Annotated in this window: 16 protein-coding genes; 1 reads left to right on the top strand and 15 read right to left on the bottom strand. The window is 42.5% G+C overall.

Features of this window, described 5'->3' with window-relative positions; genetic code table 11:
* Positions 1-26: 26 nt before the first annotated feature.
* Both ACRHOZ_RS16210 and ACRHOZ_RS16205 read right to left on the bottom strand, forming a co-directional pair.
* Positions 27-1,520, bottom strand: a complete 1,494-nt coding sequence (locus ACRHOZ_RS16210; protein WP_431127664.1) for a sensor histidine kinase — start codon at positions 1,518-1,520, stop codon at positions 27-29.
* Between the two features lie 2 nt (positions 1,521-1,522).
* A complete protein-coding gene (locus ACRHOZ_RS16205; RefSeq protein ID WP_431127661.1) occupies positions 1,523-2,248 on the bottom strand; it encodes a response regulator transcription factor in 726 nt (241 codons plus the stop codon).
* A gap of 226 nt (positions 2,249-2,474) precedes the next feature.
* On the opposite strand from ACRHOZ_RS16205, the gene ACRHOZ_RS16200 reads away from it, so the two are divergent.
* A complete protein-coding gene (locus tag ACRHOZ_RS16200; RefSeq protein WP_431127658.1) occupies positions 2,475-4,214 on the top strand; it encodes a hypothetical protein in 1,740 nt (579 codons plus the stop codon).
* 114 nt (positions 4,215-4,328) lie between these two features.
* Here the strand turns inward: ACRHOZ_RS16200 and ACRHOZ_RS16195 are convergent, their stop codons facing one another.
* From ACRHOZ_RS16195 to ACRHOZ_RS16135, 13 genes are all read right to left on the bottom strand, one after another.
* Positions 4,329-5,687 (bottom strand): Gfo/Idh/MocA family protein, encoded by a 1,359-nt coding sequence (locus ACRHOZ_RS16195; RefSeq protein WP_431127656.1) that lies wholly within the window; start codon positions 5,685-5,687, stop codon positions 4,329-4,331.
* Between the two features lie 59 nt (positions 5,688-5,746).
* Positions 5,747-6,625, bottom strand: a complete 879-nt coding sequence (locus tag ACRHOZ_RS16190) for an FAD:protein FMN transferase (RefSeq protein ID WP_431127653.1) — start codon at positions 6,623-6,625, stop codon at positions 5,747-5,749.
* A gap of 35 nt (positions 6,626-6,660) precedes the next feature.
* Positions 6,661-6,954, bottom strand: coding sequence for a helix-turn-helix domain-containing protein (locus ACRHOZ_RS16185; protein ID WP_431127650.1), 294 nt, complete (start codon positions 6,952-6,954; stop codon positions 6,661-6,663).
* Position 6,955: 1 nt separating this feature from the next.
* The gene (locus ACRHOZ_RS16180; protein ID WP_431127647.1) at positions 6,956-7,294 is read right to left on the bottom strand and encodes a type II toxin-antitoxin system RelE/ParE family toxin; all 339 of its coding nucleotides are present in this window, start codon (positions 7,292-7,294) and stop codon (positions 6,956-6,958) included.
* Positions 7,295-7,369: 75 nt separating this feature from the next.
* Complete coding sequence (locus tag ACRHOZ_RS16175; RefSeq protein ID WP_431127644.1) at positions 7,370-8,179, bottom strand: phytanoyl-CoA dioxygenase family protein; 810 nt, start codon at positions 8,177-8,179, stop codon at positions 7,370-7,372.
* An 11-nt stretch (positions 8,180-8,190) separates the two neighbouring features.
* Positions 8,191-8,694, bottom strand: coding sequence for a GNAT family N-acetyltransferase (locus ACRHOZ_RS16170; RefSeq protein ID WP_431127641.1), 504 nt, complete (start codon positions 8,692-8,694; stop codon positions 8,191-8,193).
* 120 nt (positions 8,695-8,814) lie between these two features.
* Positions 8,815-10,170, bottom strand: coding sequence for a TlpA family protein disulfide reductase (locus ACRHOZ_RS16165; RefSeq protein WP_431127638.1), 1,356 nt, complete (start codon positions 10,168-10,170; stop codon positions 8,815-8,817).
* A gap of 68 nt (positions 10,171-10,238) precedes the next feature.
* The gene (locus ACRHOZ_RS16160) at positions 10,239-11,312 is read right to left on the bottom strand and encodes a hypothetical protein (RefSeq protein WP_431127635.1); all 1,074 of its coding nucleotides are present in this window, start codon (positions 11,310-11,312) and stop codon (positions 10,239-10,241) included.
* A 62-nt stretch (positions 11,313-11,374) separates the two neighbouring features.
* Positions 11,375-12,172 carry a helix-turn-helix transcriptional regulator gene (locus ACRHOZ_RS16155; RefSeq protein ID WP_431127632.1) on the bottom strand — a complete coding sequence of 266 codons (798 nt, stop codon included), beginning with the start codon at positions 12,170-12,172 and terminating at the stop codon, positions 11,375-11,377.
* A gap of 37 nt (positions 12,173-12,209) precedes the next feature.
* Entirely contained in the window at positions 12,210-12,686 is a 477-nt protein-coding gene (locus ACRHOZ_RS16150) for a DUF1572 domain-containing protein (protein WP_431127629.1), read from the bottom strand.
* A gap of 1 nt (position 12,687) precedes the next feature.
* Positions 12,688-13,347, bottom strand: coding sequence for a DMP19 family protein (locus tag ACRHOZ_RS16145; RefSeq protein ID WP_431127626.1), 660 nt, complete (start codon positions 13,345-13,347; stop codon positions 12,688-12,690).
* Between the two features lie 78 nt (positions 13,348-13,425).
* Positions 13,426-14,142, bottom strand: a complete 717-nt coding sequence (locus tag ACRHOZ_RS16140; RefSeq protein ID WP_431127624.1) for a VOC family protein — start codon at positions 14,140-14,142, stop codon at positions 13,426-13,428.
* Positions 14,143-14,156: 14 nt separating this feature from the next.
* Positions 14,157-15,038, bottom strand: a complete 882-nt coding sequence (locus ACRHOZ_RS16135) for a sterol desaturase family protein (protein WP_431127621.1) — start codon at positions 15,036-15,038, stop codon at positions 14,157-14,159.
* Position 15,039 lies beyond the last annotated feature (1 nt).

The raw sequence follows: 15,039 nt of genomic DNA, 5'->3' as shown, positions 1-15,039 counted from the left end.
TCTACTTAAAGATAGGGAATAATGACTTAGCCAACAGCGTAAACAGGCAGGCTAAAACTAAAGGAAGTCCCCTCATTGGGTTTGCTGAAGACCTTGATGCTGCTGTCATGGATTTCCATGATTTTCTTTACAATGGCAAGGCCCAAACCTGCACCTTCCTTTTCCTGACCCGCTTTGGTTTGTCTATAACGTTCAAAAATCAATGCTTGGTTGTCTTTTTTGATACCTGGGCCAGAATCTTTAATGGTGACTTCTACATGGTCTTCTTCCGATTCCAGTTTTACGGTAACCTCTCCGCCTTCAGGAGTGAACTTCAAGGCATTGTCCATCAAGTTTTGAATGGCACGTTCTACCAGTGAGATATCAGCAAAAACCAAGGGAACATTATCAGCCATGGACAATTTCAAATCGATATTCTTTTGCTGCGCAAGCAAGGAATAATTTCGGTGGATGTCATTGGCCAGTTCACTGATCAAGAACGGTTCTTTTTCAGGCTGGATCTGATTGGCCTCCAATTTGGAGTATTCAAAGAGCTGCGAGACCAATTTGGAGAGTCTCTCGCTACTTTTTGAGACCATGCTCAAATATTCGGCCCGTTCTTCAGATGAAAGCTCGGAATCTTTCATGTGAAGTGTCTCAATATAGCCTTGTATAATGGAAAGTGGTGTTCTTAGATCGTGGGAAATGTTTGCGATCAGTTCTTGACGCAGTTGTTCCACCGATTTTATTTTTTCAATATCGGACAGAATGGTATCTGCCATGTTGTTGTAAGTGGTAGCTACGTTGGATAAATCGGTTTTTTCGGCATTTTCAATGCGATATTCCAAATCTCCCTGCTGAAAGCGTTTGGCGGCATAAATGATTTTGCGAAGACTTCGGGTCAGGTACCAAATGGCCAAAATCCCCAAAAGGGTGGCAAAAATGAGGGTAAGGACAGAACCACCTAACCCAAGTCGCATAAAATAGCTGTTGAACAGGTCGCTGCGGGTAGCCAAAAAATCTTCTCCGGCCAAAATGATATAGATATACCCTTCATGCCCATCTTTATTGAATTGGGCCGCCGAAAAAATGGTCTGCTTCGTTAAATCCTTAGGGTCGTCCCCCAGTACATAATTACTTCCACTCTCCGTAATAAATTGTTTAATGGGAGCCAGATTTACCCTTTTCTCCTTGGTTTCCGGAGCATCGTGATCCAATACCACGGAATACTTCACTTGTCCATCCAAGTCCAAAAGATAGACCTCAATAGCCCTATTTACGGCCATCATATCGTGCATAATATCCCCAAACAGGGCTTTGTTCACATTGCCTAGGGAATCAAAGGGTTGGGTATCCCTAAACTTTTCTTCAATAAGATCTTGGGCCAAGTTAGCATGCAAACGCTGGGTGGTTTCGTAGAAATACTTATTGGAGAGATAAATGGAAGTAATGGTATATCCAATTCCCGCCAAAAGCAAAATAGCCAAAAAGGACAGCGTCAGTTTTAAAATAAATCGAACGGAAAGTATATTGTTTTTCATGGTCAGTGGTTGGCTTGGGTTTCCAAAAGTTCTTCGTTGAATTTATAGCCCACACCCCAAGTGGTAAGGATGAACTTGGGATTGCTCATATCCGGTTCAATTTTGGAACGGAGTCTGTTTATATGAGAGTTCACCGTATGCTCGTAGCCTTTAAAATCGTAACCCCATATCATATTAAGAAGCTTCCCTCGATCATAGCTTTTCCCTGGGTTGGAGGAAAGCAAAACCAAAAGCTCAAATTCTTTGGGTGAAAGCTCTACTTTTTTACCATCCAAAAGCACTTTTCGCATATCAATGTCAATGGAAAGCACATCAAATTGCATCAATTTGGGATTCTTTTCACCCTCGGTTTCCACAACATCCATTTTTTGTCTCCTGAAAATGGCCTTAACCCGAGCAATGAACTCCCGAACACTGAACGGTTTAGTGAGGTAATCATCGGCTCCGACTTCCAATCCCAATACCTTATCTATTTCCTCGGAACGTGCGGTGAGCATCATTATAGGTGTGGTGACGTTGTGGGCTCGGATTTTTTGACAGATTTCAACGCCATCCATACCAGGAAGCATCACATCCAAAATAATAAGGTCTGGATTTTCTTTGAGTGCTTTTTGCAATCCAATATCTCCCCGAATGGCGGAAAGCACCTGACAACCTAAATCCTTAAGATGTATTTCCAGCAAACGAATGATTTCGATATCATCCTCTACGATCAACACTTTTTTCATGATATGGCGAATTAAAGGGTAAAGTATCACGGAAAGTTCACCTTTCCATTAAAATTTTGATGGATTACCTTCTAAAAAGTCCTTTTTAAGCCCAATTCTTTACAAAAAATACGATTTTTTAATGTAAACATCTCGTAATCAGCGTATAAGCAATTTTGATTTTTATGTGATACTTCTGCAACATCTTCCCCCGTCATTTGTGTTGCAAATAAAAAAAACACGTAAAATGAGCAACTTAAAATCTATTTGGACTCTTGTGGTCATCCTGGTTCTAGCCGCAGGATGTAGCAATGATTCCGACGATGAACCTATTGTACTGGAAGCGGGAACACTTTCAGGCGGACCTTTTACCATCACCGTTGATGGTACTCCGGATATGATTTCCGGAATTACTTTGGATGACAGCAATGTGGTTGGTAGTAACCGCACCTATGTCATTACGGACGACTCGAGAAATATTTTGGGCCTACCCCCAGACTTGGCAGCCCTTGGAGGTGTGGATTTTGACGCAGCTGGAGTGGGCACTTGCTTTGTTTACCATTTGGTATATGAGGCGGGACTTACTGGATTGGAACCCGGGATGAATTTGGATGGTCTTTCTGGGGATCACGATTTATCCAATGCCATTACAGTGACGCGCAACGGCCTTAATGCGGGGACACTTTCGGGAGGACCTTTTACCATTTTGGTGGATGGAACCCCGGACATGATTTCAGGTATCAGTTTGGATGACTCGGAATTGACCGGCACAAACCAGGGCTACGTAATTACCGATGATCAAAGAAATATCCTGGGATTGCCTCCTACAATAGAAGCTGTGGAAGGTGTGGATTTTGATGGCGCAGGTGCAGGTATTTGCTTTATCTACCACATAACTTATGAGGATGGCCTTACAGGATTGGAAGCTGGAATGAACCTGGATGATTTTAGCGGAACTTATGCCCTTTCCAATTCCATTATGGTAACCCGTAACGGTTTGAATGCAGGTTCTATTGACGGTGGGCCGTTCACCATCTTAGTGGATGGAACTCCGGATATGGTAAGTGGAATTACCTTGGATGATTCAGAACTGACCGGTTCCATGCAAGGTTGGGTAATTACCGATGATGCCAACAATATTTTGGGCTTGCCACCTACAATTGAAGCTGTTGAAGGTGTAGATTTTGATGGTGCGGGCGTTGGAACTTGTTTCATCTGGCACATTACCTATGAAGAAGGCCTTACTGGATTGGAAGCTGGAATGAACGTTGCCGATTTGGATGGATTCTATGCACTATCCAACTCTATCACGGTAAATAGAAATGGACTGAATGCTGGTTCCATTGCTGGTGGTCCTTTTACCATTTTGGTGGATGGAACTCCGGATATGGTCAACGGAATTACTTTGGATGATTCGGAATTGACCGGTTCTATGCAAGGTTGGGTGATCACGGATGATGCCAACAACATTTTAGGCTTGCCACCAACCTTGGAGGCTGTTGAAGGAGTGGATTTTGATGGTGCCGGCGTGGGAACTTGCTTGATCTGGCATATTACCTATGAGGCTGGATTGGTTAACCTTGATACAGGTTATAATGTGTCTGACTTGGAAGGATTCTATGCCCTTTCCAATTCCATTACGGTAACGAGAAACGGACTCAATGCAGGAACCCTTTCTGGCGGCCCCTTCACTTTTGATGTGGATGGTACCCCAGATATGGTGAGTGGAATTACCTTGGATGACTCAGAACTCACGGGAACAAATCAAACCTATGTGATTACGGATGATGCCAACAACATATTGGGACTTCCACCAACCTTGGAAGCAGTTGAAGGTGTTGACTTTGACGCTGCAGGTACTGGAGTTTGTTACATCTGGCATGCAACCTATGAAGATGGACTTGTAGGGTTGGAAGCAGGAATGAACGTTGCTGACCTGGACGGGTTTTATGCCCTTTCCAACGGTATTTCGGTGACAAGAAACTGATTTTTGAAAAAGAAAATTATTTGCTTTACTTGTTTCCAAAAAGGCGCCCAGACTTTCGTCTGGGCGTTTTTCCTTTGCAAAAATTCAGGGAACCTTTGATTCCAGGAATACTATTTATACTTCGTATTCCTCCGCTTCAATTTTAATACGATTCCCTCCAGCGTTAATAGCCTCATGGATTTTGTAGATACAAACCTCGGATTTATATGAGGTGATCGCATCATAGTTCAATTTTTCTTCTTCCCTTACAGATTCAATGAAGTTGTACAAGTGGGCCGTATGACTTGCCAAATTGTAAACCTTGTCCATATCTTTCATTTCATTGATATCGTAACTGATTTGTGGTGCAGTTTCCTTGATACCCGAATCACCAGATTCCTTTTCCTTGTATTTCTGCATATCTGCCAGGTTGGAGATGTACCCAGCATCAATATATTCCTGCCACTGTTTGGCTTCCACTCTTGATTCACGGAAAATCTTGTTGTCCTTTCCCTGGGAAATAATAAAGGCTCCGTCATCCCCTATAAATCGTTCATAAACTCCAATGGCCCTGGAATTGGAGATGTTCTCATAAATACCTATGGCAGGTCCTTTTGGGGTATCGTACTCCAAAATAGTGGCCATGGTATCGGCTTGTTCAAAATTGAAATAGGAGTTGTTCCCAGCTGCATATACCGTGTGCGGATATGCACCAAAGAACCAGTTAAAAATATCTATCTGGTGGGAACCCAAATCAGATACAACCCCACCACCCAACTTTTTATAATTACGCCAGTTGTAGACCTGGTCCACGGTGTCAAAACCGTATTGCTTGAGTTTGTTGAGGTCAAGGTTGTCTTTTTTATTGGGTTGCTGGGTCCAAATTTGGGACCTGTTCCATTGACCAACCGCGTGGGTCAGCCTACCGAACATTTGCTCTTTTTCGAGCAATATTTGGTGGGTAAAGCGGTAACGGTCATCACTTCGTCGCTGACGTCCAATTTGAAGCAATTTCCCCGTTCTTTTCATGGCTTCTGCCATTTTTCGGGCATCCTCCATATTGTTGGACATGGCTTTTTCACAGTACACATGAATTCCCGCTTCCAAGGCGTCCACCGCATGTTGCATGTGCCAGAAATCAGGAGTGGTTAAAACTACGGCATCCAATTTTTCCTTTTCCAACATTTCATAGAAATTCTCGTACGCCTTTACCTTGGTTCCGTATTGATCATTGAACCGGTTCTTGGCATTTTCACGACGACTTTCCACAATATCGCATACCGCTACCAAATTGGCACTCGGTATTTTGGGAATGTTCCTGAAGATGACACCGCCCCCACGGCCTCCACAGCCAACAACACCAACATTTACCTTATCACCAACTTTGAGTGGGTTGGCGGTTATGCTAAAGGGATTGGCGAGCATCAGCCCGGTTCCGAATAGGGTAGAGGTTTTAATAAAATTTCGTCTGTCCGTTTTGTTAGAAGTACTCATGCAATTTTAGTTAGTTTAGTTCAGTTCGATGGTGGCTAGCTGTCCAAATGTACATTATTTCAATCAATGGAAAAGAGCTTTCCTCTTTGACTATAGATTACCCATGCTATTTCTTGAACATTTTTAACAATATTTTCAATTTCGTTAACGGAATGTAGATATAGTCCAGTGGAAAATGCATCGGAATATGCAGCCTTTTTGCAAGCCACCCAGATACGGTCAAACTCGGAAATCCTGGTATTTTTGCCCGTTCTGGGGTCAAAAATGTGGTTGCCTTGATGAAAGGTACCCGAAGCACTCACCGCAATATTCTGTAATTGCAGTTCTTTTTGTTCCTCCGAGGAGGCTATGGAATGACTCCAGTAATCCGCATCTTCAGGGGAACCATGGGTGAGCAGTGTGCTATCCCCAGCGCTGATGCTGTAATTTTCAATATCCATTTCCCTAAGTAACAAGGCCAACTGGTCCAGAGCGTAGCCTTTTCCTATTCCCCCAAGATCAAAAAACATCCCTGGTTGGATGCAATAGAAATAGGGTTTTTCGGGATCCACATAAAGGCTTGCCCTCAATTTTTCTTCCTGGGCTTTTTCCAATGCATTGGCCATTTCAAACTCGTTGAGGATACCCTCCTTGGCCGCCCGGAAAATGTTCATGTGTTCCGCCACTCCGATATCAAAAGTTCCTTGGGTCCATTGCTGTACTTGGATGGCTTGTTTGATCACGTCCCAGGTCTCGTGCTCCAAGGCCAACTGGGCATCCGCTTTGAGTTTGTTGATGCGACTGATGTCACTACCAGCTACAAACCGGCTCAGGATTTCCTCCAACTCATCCAAGCGTTGGAAACAACGTTGGGCAACGTGTTGGGCGTAATCTGCTGCTTCCCCAGAAATGGTAAGAAGAAAGCGGGTGGCCATGGCTTGATGTTCAAAATTGTGCATTTGTATCGTGTGAAAAGCTAGTGTGGGATTGTTGGTTATCTTCCGATGGAAATATGCAAGGTTCTTCCCAATCCAATTTCAATGAGTTTATGGTATGTGGAAATTTGGATATCAGATTGGCCCCTCTCAATTCTGGAAATATAGCTTTTTTTGGTTCCTGTTCGCACTGCCAATTCCTCTTGGGTAAGCTTGGCCTCCTTACGGGCTTTTTTAAGCATTACCCCTAAACGGAAGGCAAGGGATTCCGAATCAAATTTATCACGTTCCAAGCCTCCCTTCTTACCATATTTCTCAGTGAGAAGGTCTTCAAATTGATATACTTTTTTCATGTTAACCATTTTTTGTTCGCAGGTACTCCTTTTTTAATTTCTCTGCTAACTTTATTTCCTTTCTTGGAGTTTTCTGGGTCTTTTTAATAAAACTGTTGACCAGTATCACTAAGTCAGCTCCTTCCAAAAAACATAAAATACGGATGCTTCTAAACGTTGTTATGATACGAATTTCATATATCCCTTCGGAACCTTTAAGTCGTTTAAAGAATTTGATAGGAACTTGTGGTTCAAACCGAACCAAATCCAAGACAAATTCAATTTTTTTCTGGACTTTGGGCTCCTGCTCCGAATAAAAGTCAATAAAATGATCCTTGTAAAAGAGAATTCTTCTTTCCACCTCAAAGTTAACTAATTGGTTAACAAATGCAAATGAGGTTGAAAAAATATTGAGGTTGCTCTAAACTAAGCTTTTTTACCGTTCAAACAATATCGGATTTAAGTGGGAGTCGATCACCTTCCCGATTTCCACCCCAGGACACCAGGTTTCCCAATCGTTGACCTGGCCATCGTTTTCCGGTTTTTTGAGAAGCATGTCCTTATCCATGTAAATGGAGGTCATCACCTTTCTTGTTTGGTTGGTGGTGTTGGGTCCGGCCCGGTGGAAAATCCATCCGGAATGAAAACTGACTTCCCCAACATCAAAGGGTTCGGAGATTTTGGGACAATCTGTAACACGGAGCTTTTCTCCAATCAAACTTTCGCTTTCGTCACTAATGGACAAATCCCTTCCGGTTAAAATATCCTGACTGCCCGCAGCAAATTCCAAAGGGCCCATTTCAGAAGGCACGGCCTGAAGCGGAATCCAAACGGTAATGACCCTGTCGGTGGACAATGGCCAATAGTATTGGTCCGCGTGCCATGGGGTGATACCCCCGCCGCCTTCTTTAAATAGGGCCTGATCGTGATACATGCGAACCCCATCCACTTCCATGAGGTCTGCCGCTAATTGAGCAAGTCGCTTGCTAAACATCAACTCCTTGATCTGCGCATCCTGCGTCCATAAATTAAAAATTTGTAAAAAGGCCTTGCCATAGGTATCCCGGTCTTGGAGATTCTTGGTTTGGGTATTGAGCTCATCCACTTTCGCAGAAATGACCCTATTGAAATGCGCTAGCACTTCTGGAGGTAAAACCTCTTTGATTTTGATAAAGGCATTTTTACGATAAAAGTCAATTTGTGCTTGGGAGAGTTCAAAAGGTTGCTGTAGGATATCGAAATGCATAAGAAATATTATCAGGATTTGTACAAACGGTATTCATCCACCTCCAATTTTTTGGCAGTGCCAATAGGGTAGTGGTCGGCCAATTGCAGGCCCAAGTTTTCTATAAGTTTAATGCTTTTGGCGTTACGGTTGTCCACAGGATATTTTATATAATCTACCTCCAAATTGGATATGCCCCAATTCAAAACAAATTGAACTACTTTTCGCCCAATTCCTTGACCTTGAGCCTCTTTTTTGATCCATAAACCAAAATGGGGCTGCTTGGAAGGAATGGAATGGATTCCGCAGCAACCTGCAAATTTACCTTGGTGCAGAATGACCCAGACCAAATCTTTACCTTGATCCATTTGAGTAATGGAATGTTCCACAAAGGCCCTGGTCTCGTCTATATGACTTGGGGGTTCATCCAACGGCAGATATTGGATAACCTCATAATCAAATGCATCAAAAATATCTTCAACAAAATTCAAAGCAATTGGTTCTAAACTGATATCGCCATTTACGGAATATTTCATGACCTGTTCTTGAACAAAGAATCTAATTTTTAATGCATTATTACCAAAGTAATAGAAAATTGGATTCTTTCCAATTGAAACCTTTGGACTATGAAAGGAAATTGAAGAAGAGGGCCGAGTCTAATTCGCACTCCTGGCAGCTTCAATATCCGCTTCAATTACCTCCATTTCCATTTCCATCCTGGAATTCAAAATTCGACCGTCCTTGCCAATCATAATATATCTAGGAATCTCCGTAATATTAAAATGTTGGCCAAAATCAGTTTTCATACCGTCTTTAATAAACAAGTTAAGCCCAGGTTGATTCCCTTCCTTCTCCAAGAAGGAAAGCCATAGTTCCTTTGAGGAATCCACAGAAAGCATTACAATTTCAACATTATCATTGTCATCATACTTTTTGGCAAGTTCCAAGACCTTTGGTCTATGTTGTATGCAAGGCCCGCACCAAGTAGCCCACACATCAATAAAGACTACTTTACCCTTTATATCTTCCAAATGGAGTGATTTGTTATGTTGATCAACAGCCTTAAAATTATACGCAAAGCTTTTATTTTGAGATTTGTAAAATGATTGCGCGGCCTCTTGCATTAGGGAATAATGAATGTTGTCTTTTTCGTCCATCATGATGTCACTAAGCACGTCCGTGTTGAAATGTTCTATATGCTTGCCCCAATATGATGGACTTTTAATGAGACCTTTGATATATAATGCCTTAAATAAATCCGAAGTTTCTTTATCCGGAACCATTTCATCCAAATAGCTTAAGAAATCCGAAATGTTTTGAATATTTAGGTTTTTTCTTAGATACTCAATTTCATACTTGTATAAGTAAATAGATGGGAAGGTTCTTGAGGTCCAATCTGGTGGAGGAATTTTATGGACAAAATCAAAAAAGCTATTGCTGGCCTCCAAATTCTTGGAAACTCTTCCCAGCCACAACAAAAAGGAGTAAATCCTTGCCTCATTTTGATAATGGAGGAGAGTCAAAACTTTAGGGTTTAATTCCTTTCTAAACAGATTGATTTCTTCCGCTCTTTGCTTTCGGAAAGCATCAAAAAAGATTGGAATGGAGTCGAGCGCTTCGGTTTCAAAAATGAACGACAGATTATTATTGGCAAAATCTAAATTGCTCTTCGATAAGTAATTCAAAATAGAATCGGCCTTGATGTGGGTTGTTAAACTGGAATCCGCTTTAACCAAAACGTTCAAGTCTTTTTGGGGCTCCAAAATGGTCAAATACCGATTGTTTTTCAATCTGCCATTAATCGAAGCTACGGTTGTCCATTTCAGTTTCATTTGTTGCTTCTTATTTTCAGAGTTTACCGAAGCAATTGTCCGCTCTGTTGCCGTGTCCAAAATAACAATGGAATCAAGGACATAGGTTGAATTGAGATGCACATAAGCCTCTTTATCTCCATGCTTGCAGGAAAAAGCCAGGCAAATCATAAAAACAAGCCCAATAGTATAGGATTTCATTTTGGAAATTAAGATAGTTGAAGATACAGATCTATTTCGCGAAATCAGAAGGGCTGGCCATAGATTGCCTAAACTTTGATAACGGTTTGAGCATTTATGCCTTTGGATTTTAACTCCTTGGTATTTTTCTTCAACAATCTCCTCGCAGCCTCATTGATTTTCTTAACGTCTATTTTTTCCCATTTTTCCTGGGAGGTCTCAAAATTGGATTTAAACAGTTTTTGGGACAAGTCCCGGATAAGACAATAATTGGCGACTTGGTGACCATTTTCGCTTTCCTTGTTGGCATTTTTGACAAAAAAGGCAATCAATCCGAAGAGGGTGTCTTGGGCCAAATTTAACTCGGTAAGTTTTGCCCGATATTCCAAATCGGCGGACTTTAAATGGGGCCATAATTTCTTGTCCGCGTAATGTCGGGCCTCATGCGTTAAGTAGCTGATTTTGAAATTTTCACTGTTTATGTCGTAGGCTTTTTTTACACAATAAATACCTTCCTCTTCCGTCCATCCCCCAGGATGATGGGCTCCCAAAGTGGCATACTCCATCCAACCCAAGGTGGCAAAGTCTTCCATAAAAAAGACGGTGACTTCTTGCATTTCACCCTTGCCCAAATCCACATTGTAGATTTTTTGGGTTTGTTCTTTCCAAACCAATAAATCTATAAGCCGACCTTGATAGGTGACTTCATCCGTAGTGTATAGCCCTTTCGAGCGGATATAATCCCGCAGAAAATAACCCAAACTGTCACGGGTAATTTTTTTGCCCTTAACCGGCGGATAGTTTTGCATTAGGAAGGGGACTACCTTGCCGCCCAATTCCCGCTCAAAGTTCCCTTTGGTGTCCAGAAGGGATTTTCGCCAATAGTTTTTGAAGTGGGAAATCAAGGTTTCTATTTCCGATTCTGGGCTTGATGCTCCCAAATCGGATTCCCCTTTGAATCTGCCTTCAAAATCCGATTTAAATTTTTGGTCTTTGGCATTCAATCCGTCTACTTCCAACAAAGGGAAAATAGGGGTAACATCAGTATCCATGCCATAGGCATAGATTTCCTTGTAAGGAAGCGTGTTCATTTTCTGTTGCGCCATGGCTCCGGTAAACAGGAGCGCCAGAAGGGCACAAAGGGTGCTATTTCTTTTTAACATGTTTCGAGATTTGATTGATAACACAAAAATCAATCTCAATTAGAACAAGAAATTGTACCAGATTAACTATTTAAGACTTTCCGGAAGCGGTTGGGTGAAATCCCATAGGCCATTTTAAACGACCGGATAAAATGCGCATCGTCAAAAAAACCATTGGCGAAAGAAACGTCCGAGATGGACTGCTGGGTACTGGACAACAAATACACCGCATTGTGCAACTTCGATTTCAATTGGAACTCTCCTATGGTCATGCCTTTTTCCGCTTTAAACGCGCGGGCCATATATACGGGATGCACATGAATACGTTCCGACAGCGAAGCCAAAGAATGAAATTGAGTGAGTTCATGTTTCAGAATACGCTCTACTTTGTCAACCCAAGTTTTGGAATGAACTCTAGTTTGATTCGGGCTAATGGTACACAGCCAATCCAAGATCAATTCCGTGCTGAGGTCGGCATTGTAATCGATTTTAAAGTTCAATAGCAGTTTGTACAAAGAGGGAAAGGCCGTTTTGTTGAAATGGATATGGGTATTCGGCAGTTCCACATCCCAGTCCAACCCTTTTTGCCAACCTTTTTTAAACTCGATATTGAAACAAGTAGCGGAATCTTCCAAAAAAGTGTTTTGATGGCACCAGGAGGTAGGCCGAAACAGCACATCCGAAGACTTCACCAATTTGGTAGAACCATTAATATTCTCCAAATAACTGCCCGATGTGAGCACGCTGATATAGCTGTTATCATGGTAATGATCCTCCAAGACACTATCTGGGGAATAGGCGGTTAAGCTGAGCTTAAAGAGCTCGTTTTCCCGTGCATCCAGGTATTCGCCAAAATAGGTGCCTTCCTTGAGGTTGAGCATGATATTACTACTTTTTATTGTTTATAAGTAGTGAAGTTTAGGCATCTGTTACAGTAATCAACTTTTTAAGCATGGAGATTTGCCCAAGATGGTAATAGCAGTGTTCTATGGTGCCATTAATATTTCGGTGGTAGGGGCCATATTTTTCGTCCACAAAGGGCTGGTCCAAAATGCTGTCCGGTAGTTTGGCCACCTCTCGGACAAAGGTCTCGGAATTCGCCAGAAATTCGTTTACCAAGTTTTCCCAGTCGGTCTGTGAATTGATGAGTGGAAGGTCAAAACTGTATTTGTCGCGAATCTGGAGTGGTCCACCTTGTAATACCGATATCAATCCTCCTAGATAGTAGTTGATGTGGAAGGTAAGTGCCGCTATGGTGTTGAGGTTTCCCACCTTCTGCGTGGCCACTTCCCAGCTTAGATTTTCCAGTTGTGCCTTGCAATTGGTGTTGGCCACCCAACGGCCATCCAACAATACTTCTTGCAACCTGTTTGCGAGTTCTTGACTTCTTCCCATTTCAGTTTTGATTTAACTTTTTCCAAAGCTCCTCTTTGTGCTTCTCAAAATAGACCATTTTAAGCTTGGAGTAACTCGATTTGAGGTCGTAAAACTTGTTGTCCAAGGCATTCATCGCTTCCATTAAAGACTCATTGTCGTACAAGTCTGAAGTTTTGAAAATTGTATGGAGATGCATGCCTTCGAGTTTTGTTTTGGTGATTTCCATCAGTCCACTATGCTCATTGATTATTTCCACAGCTTCTTCCAAAAGCTGTTTAGCCTCTGCATCGCCCAGCAGCTCCAGTGCTTCCAAAGTTTCTTGGGCGTATTGGCCAGAAGAGTTCGTAAAGAACTGTAACAAGCTTCCATTTTGTACCTCCATCTCCAATTCGTCTATAAGGTAGACCACTTGCAACAGTTTGGGCATTTCCTGGAAAGAAGCCTCGCCATAATTGTCCTTTTGCCTTAGTTTTTGGGTATAGTAATAGAGGAGTTCCTCCCTTTCCTCCGAATTGGATTGATCATACAGCTCCTTGTTGAGCTTGGCAAACCTTACTTTATAATGCCATTCACTTTTGTTGGGAGCTTTATCCGGTTCTCCAAATTTGACCAGCTTTGGTACTAGGTTTTTCAGTATCACAGCAACGGCAACAATGATCAAAATGGTAGTGTAATTCATGTGTAAAAGGCCGAGATTTTAGTTTGCCTCTGGGAAAGTACACTATTAAAAAAACAAAATGAAATTCGATTTTAAAACCTAGACTTCCTTCACATAAAAAAACGCCTCCCCAGAATTGTCCGTCATCAAAATTCTATCCCCTTCATCAGAGACCACAGTACCGCCCAGATTTAAGATTTTATCCCGTGTTTTGGCCAGATTTTGCACCCCAAAGGAGCAGACCCAATATTCGTATTTCCCCTTAAAATCATTTGGGAATTCCATCAGGTCTGCGATGTGTTCGCCTGTATGGTTTTGAATGTTGTAGGTGCCATGCCCATGGTCTTTAAATGTCCAATTGAAAATACCCTCATAAAAAGGAATCACCTTGGCCACGTTGGACACATGGAGTTCGTTCCAGATAAGAGTACCGGGCTCGTTCAGGGTGCGGGTGTGGGTGAGTTGGTCGCCTTCGTACACCGTAAAGCCTGACCCTTGAGGGTCGCGTATCAAGGCTACCTTACCCAAGGCGCTATCGTCCACCACTTCAATGATACCGCCCAGTTCCCGGGCCTTTTCCACAGTCTGTGCCACACTGTTTACTTGAATGTAGGACATCCAAAAATGGGGCATCCGCATCTGTTTAAACTTTTCCGGGGTTTCGTACAAACCACAGATCTCTTTATCGCCTTTATAGGCGGAATAATACCCATCAGCTTCGTAATACGTCCACCCAAAAACAGTTTGGTAGAACCCCATGGTCTCTTTGGGCGTATAGGTAGAAAGGTCGGCGAATATAAAATTGTTCGATTTCATGTGCTTAAAAATACTTATTGTTTGGGCATCCAATCCGGGGGTTTTACAAAGGCCAGCAACTTGTTGGAAAAGCCCTTGATCTGCCCCAATTTTTTCACAAAGCGACTAATGCCGTGGAAGAACACTACAATGGGGTTCACGCTGTTTATGGGTTGCGAGATGCCATAGACCACCTTTTCCTTTTCTGGCTCAAAAGTGCCCAGCATACGATCCCAAATAATCAATATTCCGGCATAGTTCTTATCCCAATACTGCCTGTTGGAGCCGTGGTGCACGCGATGGTGCGATGGCGTATTAAAGATAAACTCAATGGGTTTGGTGAGCTTGCCAATGATTTCCGTGTGCAACAAGGTCTGAAAGACCTGCACAAAAACTTCGGAGAGCAATACCAGGATGGGGTCAAAGCCCAACATTACTATCGGAAGCGAAAACACAATGGGCATAATGGCATCCAACGGCCCAAAACGGTAGGCAACGGACATATTAAAATGGGGCGAGCTGTGGTGCACCGTATGGGTGGCCCACCCAATGCCGATCCGGTGCATGGTGCGGTGCTCCCAGTAGTAGGCAAAATCCGCAAGGAGCACACAGCAGATGACCGTGGCCCAATTGAGCTCCAAATGCGGCAGACTAATGTTGTTATAGACCCAATAGTACACCTTGGTAATGGCCAGGATGCCTAAAATGATCTCGATTAAAAAGAAGCCCCCAAAGGTGATCACATTGGCAATACTGTCCAGCACCAAATCCTTGTCCAGCCGTTTTAGGTAGGCGTAGCGTATCAGCTCCAGTACAAAAAAGGGTATAATAATGTAGAGCAGACTCAGGTCGTTGAAGATGTAAAACCAATATTGTACATCCAACCATTCCAGTTTTTTGGCTAAAAAATCAATCATG

The organism is Flagellimonas flava, from assembly GCF_050617915.1.
In the GTDB taxonomy this organism is placed as follows: Bacteria; Bacteroidota; Bacteroidia; order Flavobacteriales; family Flavobacteriaceae; genus Flagellimonas; species Flagellimonas flava_A.
This window is presented reverse-complemented; position numbering and strand designations above follow the sequence as displayed.